3 protein-coding genes are annotated in these 3,777 nt (G+C 44.4%); all 3 read right to left on the bottom strand.

Features of this window, described 5'->3' with window-relative positions; translation table 11 throughout:
* Positions 1 to 1,562 (bottom strand): secretin and TonB N-terminal domain-containing protein (locus tag JHD69_RS19230; protein WP_199141962.1); only part of this gene is annotated, 1,562 nt, incomplete at its 3' end.
* Entirely contained in the window at positions 1,563 to 2,978 is a 1,416-nt protein-coding gene (locus JHD69_RS19225; RefSeq protein WP_199141961.1) for a GspE/PulE family protein, read from the bottom strand. It lies immediately after the preceding gene.
* 226 nt (positions 2,979 to 3,204) lie between these two features.
* Positions 3,205 to 3,561, bottom strand: coding sequence for a hypothetical protein (locus JHD69_RS19220; RefSeq protein WP_199141960.1), 357 nt, complete (start codon positions 3,559 to 3,561; stop codon positions 3,205 to 3,207).
* Positions 3,562 to 3,777 lie beyond the last annotated feature (216 nt).

Here is a 3,777-nt window from a genome sequence, read left to right as displayed (position 1 = left end):
AGATGTGTATAAGAGACAGGCCTGTAATACCTTTTGCTACCGATACTCAGGTTAGCTACGTGGCCGTTTAAGGTAGACAGTTTAGGCACGGATCTTACCTCAACATTCGAGTTGTTCTCCAATGCGCTCAACTTCACATAAAAATTAGGCGTTACCCGGCCCAGATTGACAGAATTGTTATTGCCCAGCTTAGACAAGAAACTGTTGATGGAATTGGACCCAAAAGTATAGTCTATGCCTGGCAAAATCGTCCCTCCGGTTTTTACACTGTCTGATACGCCTGCCGTAATACCAGTTTTTACACTTTTTCCTTTGCGCACATCAACCAAGGTAACTTCAATCAGTACCATAGGTACTGTACGGTCTATCTGTTTGATGAAATTCTCAATTTCCCTTACTTGCGGGGCAGAGCCAGAAAGCAATATGGTATTCTGTTCCCTGAACTCCTTGATCTCAACACCTTTCTTCCATTCTGATGGAATCATCATCTGGATAGTATCTAAAGAACGATGTTCCAGTTTGACACGCAGACTGGTCCGCAGGCCTTCCAGTTTTCTATCGCCAATAAGGTAAATGCCATCTTCTTTTTTATAGGTATATTCTGTTCCCTGCAGCAAAGCGGTTAGAAAGTTATCGAAGCTGATATTATTCAAACGTGTAGTAATGCTTCCCTTGATATCGGAATAAATAAAATAATTGACACCTGCTTCAGTAGAAGCCGATTTGATCAAGTCGAGGATAGGCGTGTTTACCGCATCAATATTAATGAGTTTGCTTCCATTAGCATCCTTTCTGCCCGATACGTTGTAATTGGCTTGCGCTCCTCCTGGCGTATTAGGCTTATTGTTTCGTTTTACCGCTGTGGATTTATCCTCATTGATATAAAGTTCTTCTCCTTCGGCCAAAGGTTGCAGGATATAAACGTTATCATTGGTCTTGTTCAGCTTCAGGTCGTTGGCATAAGCCATTTTTTCGAGCGCTGTTTCAAATGGAGCGGCCGCAATAAAAGCGGTAACTTTTTTGCTCAAGAGGTTAACCGGCACCACTACGTTTTTCTGCGAAAGCTGACCGATCTTTTTGGCCACTAAACTTAAGGTATCATTGTTCAGGTCGAAGCCCAAATTGTCGGTTATTGAATTGTAGGTAACCTTGATTTCTTTGGGTGGCACTACGGTTCTTGTCGGGGCTACTTTCGTAATCGACATGATGGAACCGACCAGGTTGATATCAAGATCGTATTCCTTAGCCACAAAAAGCAGTACATTTAAGGCCGTTTCATTGGCAAAATTGTAATAAACCTTAAAATTTACCTGCGGATCTACATTGATGTTGAGGTTATTGGCCTGGGCCAAGGCGCGTAAAAACTCTGGGGCATTAGCACCCGACATCGAAAGCTGTACTTTTTGGTTAAGTCCCGGTACCATTACCGCAAGCGACTTTAAGCGATTCTCGATCTGAGCCAGGCGTTCGGCTTTGTTGTCTTGTCCGTAACCTTTTAGGCCTGCACCAACAAGCGCAAGCAGGATGAAGAGGCGAAAGAGGACATGGTAGATGTATTTCATTTAGATGGATAGCAATAAAGGGAAAATTTCTTCGAGCGAGGTCTGCCCTTCGGCAAACAACTCGAAAGCATTTTCTGAAAGTGTTTTGATCTGTTTGGTTTTTAAAAGTGGTTCAATATACATATTCCCTTGTTTGATTTCAAAAGCTAATGCTGCATCAACGGGAATAACTTCATAAACGGCCTTACGGCCTTTGTAGCCTGTATAATAACATTCGCCACAGCCTTTGGCTACAAACTGCTTTTCTAAGCTAAAGGGAGCATTGAACTGCTTTGGATAGGCTTTGGCATCAAAATCAGTTTCCTCTTTGCAATGCGGGCAAAGCAAACGTACCAAACGTTGCGCAACCGTAGTGTTGAGCGTGTTGGCCACTAAGAAACTCGGAATGCCCATATCCATCAAACGCGAAACGGTACCCCAAGCCGAATTGGTGTGGATGGTAGACAACACCAAATGGCCCGTTAATGCCGCACGGATGGCCATATTGGCGGTTTCGGGATCGCGGATTTCGCCTACCATGATGACATCGGGATCCTGTCTTAAAAAAGTGCGTAGTGCCGAAGCAAAGCCCAAGCCTATACTTTCTTTCAATTGTACCTGATTAATTCCTTCCAGCGTATACTCGATCGGATCTTCGATGGTGAGCACGTTACGCGTGGTTTTGTTCAGCAATTTGAGCGTGGCATATAACGTAGTGGTTTTACCAGAACCGGTTGGGCCGCTAATTAAAATAATTCCGTTGGGCCTTTGAATACCTTGCAGGTAATTTTCCATATCAAAATCGCTCAAGCCTAAGGTATTCAAATCGATATCGGTACTCGAGTTATTGAGCAAACGCAATACGATTTTTTCTCCGTGCAGGGTTGGCAGTACCGAAACCCTGATATCAAAAGCACTTTGTTTGGCCGATTTGTAATGGATACGTCCATCTTGGGGCAAACGCTTTTCGGCGATATCCAAATTGGCCATGATCTTGATTTTGTTGACCAGCGCCGGATAATCTTCGCGGCTGATTTGATAACGTTCGATCATCATCCCATCGATGCGCACCCTTACCCGCGACTTTTTTTCGAAAGTTTCGATGTGGATATCGCTGCTTTTCAGTTTTCGGGCTTCCTCGATCAAGGTGGTCAGGAAGTCGTCGTTGGCCGAAATATTCGATAGTTCTTTTTCGGGCGCACCGGTATCACTCAGGTAATGGGTAGACAACAAACGACTGATTGCTGCCTTGGCAATGGGATGAAGCTGGATGGGCTTATCGAGAATGATCTGCAGTTCGTCCAGCAAAGCAGATTGGCGATCTTCCTCGTCACAAAATAGGGCCAAGTACTGGTCTTCCATCCCTTTGGGTACCACGCGGTATTGCAAAGCGATGGATTTGCTTATGAGGTGTAAAGTATCGGCAGACGGTTTCATGATAGATGAAAATTTCCTAAAATTAATCTTTTTTGACACGTAATGTCACTTTTTTCCTGTAGCTGAAAAAAGTAACCAAAAAAAGCCACGACTGCGCCCTTTGCTTTAAAGTTCTTGCTAGGGCTAATATAGTGCTATCGCAAAGGCCAAGGTCGGATTTAGTAATCTGATGGTCCTTACTAGGGCTTGATATGGCGCATAGAATAATAGCCCGGTATAGCTCAGACTACATCAAATAGGCCGTCAGCCATAAATCATTGGTCAAATTTATTTTGTTGTTCAACGTATCAATTAGCATCAACACCAATAGCATCACCGCCTGTTCGCCGGCCAAAGGGATTTTTGGATTTGAATTTTTGCGCAAAGCCTTGCTTCCTATACTCACCAAAATCACCGCCAGCAAACTGAACAGGTAAAAGAACAGGTAATTGAGGAAAGGCAGGTAAACCGTAATGCTTAGCAAAAACAACAAATCGCCCAATCCGAAATAATCAGTAAATATATTGACCAGCCTTTTTTGCTTGACTGAAAAGTAGAGCGTCAAAAACAGCAACTGTACCCCTAAAAAACTGCCATTGTGCAATAAATTAGTTCCAATTGCACTAGCTGAACTTTCTAAAACCGTTAAAGCCGACAATCCAGCCATCAACAATACAAACAGCCACCAATATACCTGTCTCTTATACACATCTCCGAGCCCACGAGACAGTACTCATGATCTCGTATGCCGTCTTCGGCTTGAAAAGGGGGGGGGGGGGGGGGGGGGGGGGGGGGGGGGGGGGGGGGGGGGGGGGGGGGG

This window comes from Pedobacter sp. ASV12 (assembly GCF_016429155.1).
Lineage (GTDB): Bacteria > Bacteroidota > Bacteroidia > Sphingobacteriales > Sphingobacteriaceae > Pedobacter.
This window is presented reverse-complemented; position numbering and strand designations above follow the sequence as displayed.